Raw genomic sequence first — 6,000 nt, forward strand, 5'->3', positions numbered from 1 at the left:
TCCCGAAGGAAGCCTTTTTTCATGCACGGCCCCTTACTTCGAGCCGCCCGAGTTCGGGTATCCCGGAGGGGGAGCCGCACCGGCAGCGGGCGTGCGCGGCACATTGTCGTTCGCTTCGCGCGGACGCTTCGGCGTTTCGTCCGCATGCTTCTTACCGGACGACATCGTGCCGCTGTGCTGCGTGGTGGTCGGCGTGGTGCCGGTAGACGGCGTCGCATTGGGTGCGGGAGCCATCTGCCCCGGCGGCAGCGGACGGTTCGGCTGTGCGGCCGATGCATCGTTCGGCGTGGAAGACGGCGTGGTCGGCGCAGCGGATTGTGCCAATACGGTGCCGGCGGACGTCAGGCCGGCCATCAAAACAAAAGCGCAAGTCAGGGCACGAGATTTCATGGTCAGACTCCTTGGTTGGATTGCACCTTCCATGAAGCAAGCCCCGTTCCCGGCCCTGCCGCCACGACGCCCTCCCTGAGAAACGCGCGGCGCTAAATAGACAGGTATTTTTTACCTGCCTTTGCAACGCCGTCACCCCGAGGCGCTATCGCCCTCTTGCGTCTCCAGCATCCGCTGCACCCGTTCGCCCAGCACGTCCAGCGAGAATGGCTTCACGATCAGTTCAAGTCCGCGTTCCAGAAAGCCGCCGTCGCGGGCCGCGCTTTCGGCATAGCCCGTCATCAGCAGTACCTTCAGGCCCGGGTGCGCCGCGCGCGCCGCGTCGGCTAATTGCCGGCCATTCAACGCCGGCAAGCCCACATCGGTGACAAGCAAATCGATGTCGGCCGTACCCAACACCAGTTCAAGCCCCGCTTCGCCGTCCGCGGCCGTCAGCACTTGCATGCCTAGCTCGGCCAGGCACTCATGCACCATCTCGCGCACATTGTCGTCATCTTCCACGACCACCACCCGCGACTGCCGTCCCATGCCTGCGGCCTGTGGCGCCGATGGCTCGGACAACTGCGCCGCATCCGGCGCGCCGTCGAACCTGGGCAGCAGCAGCCTGACCGTGGTGCCTTCGCCCACCTCGCTTTCCAGCGTGGCCATCCCCCCGGCCTGCTTCGCAAAGCCGTAGATCATCGACAAGCCCAGGCCCGTGCCTTCGCCCAGCGGCTTGGTGGTGAAGAAGGGATCGAAGGCGTGGGCCAAGACGTCGGGCGGCATCCCGCAGCCGCCGTCCGATACCGACACCTCGACGAAGTCTCCCGGCTTCACGCCAGGATAGGAGCGTAACGCCGCGCCATCCAACGGCTTGTTCAATGCCGCCACCGTCAGCGCGCCGCCATTGGGCATGGCGTCGCAGGCGTTGATGACCAGATTCAGCACCGCGTTTTCAAACTGGTTCCGGTCGCAACGCACCGTCCACAGCGCGGGTTCCAGGTTGAATAGCAGGCGCACTCGTTCGCCGGTGTAGCGATGGAAAAGATCCACCATGGATTGCAGCGTCGACGCCACGCTGAACGGCTTGGGGTCGATGGGTTGGCGCCGCGAAAACGTCAGCAGCCGCTGCGTCAGATGCGCGGCGCGATTTGCCGAATCCATGGCTACGTTGATGAAGCGCTGCGCCTGCTCGGGCGTGCCTGCGGCCAGCTTGCGCTGGATCAGATACAGCGCGCCCGTGATCCCCTGAAGCATGTTGTTGAAGTCATGCGCAATACCGCCCGTCAACCGGCCCACCGCTTCCATCTTCTGCGATTGGCGCAGCGCCTGTTCGGTTTCACGCAGGGTCTCGGCCTGCACTTTCAAGTCGGTATCGTCCCGGCCGGTCATGTAGAGGCTGTCTTGCGACCACGACATGCTCCACGTGATCCAGCGGTAGCTGCCATCCCGTTTGAGCAGCCGGTTCTCCATGTGCCTGACGGCCTGGGCCGGGTCCCCCTGCGAAGCTTGCGCAATGGCGGCGCGCGTGGCGGCCTGGTCGTCAGGGTGGATCACTTCGGCCAAGCCCATGGACAGAAATTGTTCAGGCGACCAGCCAAGAATTGGGCGCACCGCCGGGTTGACGCTGACAAAGCGTTCAGCGCCGTCCACCACGGCAAGCAGCTCGGGCGACAAACGCCAGATCCGGTCGCGTTCGGCGATGGCGTGTTCCACGCGCTGCTCAAGCATGCGCGCGTACTGCGAACGCTCGACAGCGTCGCACAGCCGCTCGGACACCTCTTCGATAAACGCAATGTCGCCTGCCTTGAGCCGGCTGTTGACCAGCGGGCGAACCAGCAGCGCGCCACCCTGCCGTCCCCAACGGCGCATCGGCACCACGATGGCCGACGGCCGGACTTCCCCGCCCGGCTCCGCCACCAGCGGTTGCAGATACGCGGTGCGCCCCTTGCGCAGCGCGTCCGTAAAGTCGGTGCCTAATTTTTCTGGCGCCAGCGCCTGTTGCGCAGCCAGGTCAGCTTCCGAACGCCAGGAGGTGGACACGGTGGCCGGCGCCGCGTCACCCGACCAATCCAGCACGGCGACCATGCCCAGCGCCAGATGCTGGCCCAGGCCCTCACAGGCTGCCTGTTCAATCTCTTCCTGAAAATGCAATTCGCGCATGCGGTCGCCCAGCGCCAGCAGGAAATTCTTGCGATGCTGCCCTTCCCACAGCTCGGTCTCGGCCGCCTTGCGCGCGGTGACGTCCAAGAACAGCGCCATCATGCGGTCGGGGCCGTCCTTGCGCGCCCGCGCTTCGTACCACGCCTCTTTCGGCGCAGGCACCGCAAATTCGAATTGCGTCGGTTCGCCCGTTTCCACGACCTGCGCGAAGGCATCCATGATCTGTCCGGGCACACCGGGAATCATCTCGCGCAAGGTGTGGCCCAGCGTGTCGCCCTCTTTCATGCCGGTCTGTCGTTCGAACGCCGGGTTCACCTCCAGAAAACGGAAGTCCACAATGCGGCCGTCTTCATCGCGCAAGGCTTCGCTCAGAAAGAACGCTTCCTGCATGCCATCGAACATGGCGCGCCATCGTTCGCCGCTGCTGCGCAATGCTTCTTCGGTCAGATGCCGCTCGATGGCCAGCGCCGCGCTGCGCGTCACCAGCGCAATCGCATCGATGTCGTAGGCGGAGGGCGAGCGCACCACGCTGTAATAGTTCGAGAACACGCCCAACAAGCGGCCGTCCGGCGCTTTGATCGGGGTGGACCAACACGCCCGCAATCCATGCGCCAAGGCCAGGTCACGCCATTGCACCCAATCGGGGTGCGAAGCAATGTCCTCTACGTAGACGGGGCTGCCGGTGTAAGCCGCCGTGCCCCATGACGCGATGTTCGGCCCGATGGGCGCGCGCTGCACCGCTTCGCTGAACTCCAACGGCAAGCTGGGCGCAGCGCCATGCAGCAGAAACGTTCCTGTTTCATCGATCAACGCGATGGCGGCGCGCAGTTCCACACTGGACTGGGCCTCAATGGCATTCAATACATGTTCAAGCACATGCGCCAGCGGCATGCCCGCCGCAATGCGCTGCAACATGATGCGCTCGTCCTCCAGACGCGCAAGCGTGTCCGTCCAGGGAAGCGCCACGCGGTCCCGCTTTTTCAACATGTCAGCCCCTTAGCCAACGCTTACTGTATTGCGGGCGGCCTCCATGATGCGGAAACGCAAGGTAACGCGACGCTACCGTTCCTGCTCGGCTTCCAGGCGCAGGGCGTGCAGGGCTTCGGGTTTGTCCACCAGCACGCATTGCTTGCCCGTGCGGGTGCAATGGTCTTTCACGCGCCAGTACGCGCCATGGCTGACGCACCCCGTCTGGCAGATGACCAGGTCAGCCGCCACCAGGCTGGCTTCCAAGGTGGCGCCGTCGTTGTCATCGCCACCGCTATGTCCCAGGTACCTGCCCCCTGCCATTTCCACGACCTTGCGCGTCAGCATCAACGCCATCGCGTCTTCGCCCACGCACAGCACGGATTTTTCGCGGAGCGCCACCGCCGCCACCGCGGTCCCCGGCGCTTGGACCGCTGAGGGGTCCGCAAGGGGAGCCTCAAGGGGGGCCGGGGGGGCCGCAAAGGGGGCGGCAGACTTCGCGCGCGCCCGGCTGATCCCATCCTGCCACGCGAGCCGTTCGCGCATCAGCGTCTGGACGCGTTCCACCAGTTGCGCCACGCGGCGCGCCAACGCAACGCGTTTAGGCAAACCAGGAATCGATGCTTCCAGTGCGGCGCGGTCTTCACGCGACCACGCCAACGCGGTGTCCCTGACGATAAGCGCCGCACGCAAGCGCATCGCTTCTGCTTCCAGATGCAGAATGCGCGCGGCCTGTGTTCGTAGCAACTGGCTGCAATGCGTCTGCGCGTGTCCGTACGCGGCAAGCAGCGCGGCATGCTCGCGCTGCAACGTGTGGCTGTCTGGAAAAGAGGATGTCATCGCGCGCCTGGGGTTGAAACGAGAAACCGCGCACCGCCATTCTTCGGCACGCGCCATTGGCATGCGGCGAATTATAAATGAGAATGCTTCGTTTTTAGAATATGACCTTATGCCCGGAATTCGTACAGGGAAATCCATTACTGACGCGTTCAGGTCGCTTAAATATGATCGACAAACCATATCGGCACGCAAGCCCCTTCCGGGCTTGGAATAGACGTCCCCCTGAGGACGCCGCGCGCCATTCCGCCTTGGCCGCGGCCGGGTTGCGGAACCAACGAAGTCTGGGGTGCCCGATGCCGAGATCCACCGAACTTCTGCGCGATATCCACGAAATCAACCTGATGTACCTGCTGCTCTTGCAGCGCCTGGCGCGCGATGCTGACGCCAGCGCGTTGGCGGGCGTGCCGCTATCGCGCGAGGCCTGTCTGTGGCTGGCGGCATTGCAGCCAGAGGCCCTGGTCAAGCTGGCGCAAAACAGCGTGCTGCTGGCGCAGTTGAACCTGGCGCCTCATCTGATTCTGGCTGCCCTCAGCCAAGGCATAGACACCACCTTGTCGGCGCGCGCGGCCACTGAATTGCCCGACGCAAAACCGGCCCAGGCACCCTTGGGCCAGATTTGACTCGGGCGGGCCACTTTTGACCCGATACAAGCCATTGATTCATAAGCTCTTATTTTTATTCGAGTCAAATCTGGCCTGACTTTCGGCCGAAAACCCGCGATTCGCGGGTTTTTTTGCGCTTTCGTTTTTTCGTAGTCGTCTTATTTTTTCTTCAAGCAATTGATTTAATTGATATTTTTTTGACTCCGCAGTGCCTGGCACGGATGTTGCATAGGTCCTCGTAGCGCCTCCTTCGGGAAGCATCCCGGCCTTGAACGGCCACTCATTACTACGACGACAACGGAGTCTGTCATGCCTACCCCCGCCTACATCAGCATTTCCGGCAAAACCCAGGGCAATCTTACCGAGGGCGCCTTCACCGCTGATTCGGTCGGCAACGTCTACGTAGAAGGCCACGAGGACCAAATTCTGGTCCAGGAAATCGAGCACCGCGTCAACACCCCGACCGACCCGCAAAGCGGTCAACCGTCGGGCCAGCGCGTGCACAAGCCCTTCACGTTCACCAGCGCGCTGAACAAAGCCACGCCGCTGCTGTATCAGGCGCTGGCTTCGGGCGAAATGCTGCCCGAAGTGGAAGTGAAGTGGTACCGCACGTCTATCGACGGCAAGCAGGAACACTTCTTCACCACCGCCCTGGAAGACGCCACCATCGTGGATATCACCAGCGTGCTGCCGCACGCGCAAGACCCCAGCAAGGCGGAATTCACGCAGCTGATCAAGGTAGCCATGGCCTACCGCAAGATCACGTGGACGCATGAGATCGCCGGTACGGAAGCCTCGGACGACTGGCGCAAACCGCTGGAAAGCTAAGGCAAGCCGCCGCGGCTGCGAATGGGCGCAGCCGCGGCTTTGCTGTCTGTCCGCGTTATCCGTCATCTGCCCCGTTCCTAGAGGCCGCCATGCCCCGCCAATCCGATTTGCGCTTCACCTTCACGCCTTCCGGCCGAGGGCTGGACTTCGACGTCATCGAATTCACGCTGGACGAGGCGCTGTCCGAGACCTATCGGCTGGAATTGGACCTATCCAGCTTCCACCCCGCCAT

General features: G+C 63.2%; 5 protein-coding genes. 2 read left to right on the forward strand and 3 right to left on the reverse strand.

Going from position 1 to position 6,000, the window contains the following annotated elements:
- Nucleotides 1-33: 33 nt before the first annotated feature.
- The 3 genes from ACFZAI_RS28675 to ACFZAI_RS28685 all read right to left on the reverse strand — a co-directional run bounded on the left by ACFZAI_RS28675 (nucleotide 34) and on the right by ACFZAI_RS28685 (nucleotide 4,338).
- The gene (locus ACFZAI_RS28675) at nucleotides 34-390 is read right to left on the reverse strand and encodes a hypothetical protein (protein WP_391570265.1); all 357 of its coding nucleotides are present in this window, start codon (nucleotides 388-390) and stop codon (nucleotides 34-36) included.
- Between the two features lie 132 nt (nucleotides 391-522).
- A complete protein-coding gene (locus tag ACFZAI_RS28680; protein WP_391570267.1) occupies nucleotides 523-3,519 on the reverse strand; it encodes a PAS domain S-box protein in 2,997 nt (998 codons plus the stop codon).
- 72 nt (nucleotides 3,520-3,591) lie between these two features.
- Complete coding sequence (locus ACFZAI_RS28685; RefSeq protein ID WP_391570268.1) at nucleotides 3,592-4,338, reverse strand: DUF2325 domain-containing protein; 747 nt, start codon at nucleotides 4,336-4,338, stop codon at nucleotides 3,592-3,594.
- Between the two features lie 293 nt (nucleotides 4,339-4,631).
- On the opposite strand from ACFZAI_RS28685, the gene ACFZAI_RS28690 reads away from it, so the two are divergent.
- Both ACFZAI_RS28690 and ACFZAI_RS28695 read left to right on the forward strand, forming a co-directional pair.
- On the forward strand, nucleotides 4,632-4,958 hold the full coding sequence (locus ACFZAI_RS28690; RefSeq protein WP_391570270.1) for a flagellar transcriptional regulator FlhD: 327 nt from the start codon (nucleotides 4,632-4,634) through the stop codon (nucleotides 4,956-4,958).
- 291 nt (nucleotides 4,959-5,249) lie between these two features.
- Nucleotides 5,250-5,768, forward strand: a complete 519-nt coding sequence (locus ACFZAI_RS28695) for an Hcp family type VI secretion system effector (protein ID WP_054422131.1) — start codon at nucleotides 5,250-5,252, stop codon at nucleotides 5,766-5,768.
- Nucleotides 5,769-6,000 lie beyond the last annotated feature (232 nt).

Source organism: Achromobacter sp. NPDC008082 (assembly GCF_042957345.1).
GTDB classification, from domain to species: domain Bacteria; phylum Pseudomonadota; class Gammaproteobacteria; order Burkholderiales; family Burkholderiaceae_B; genus Achromobacter; species Achromobacter kerstersii_A.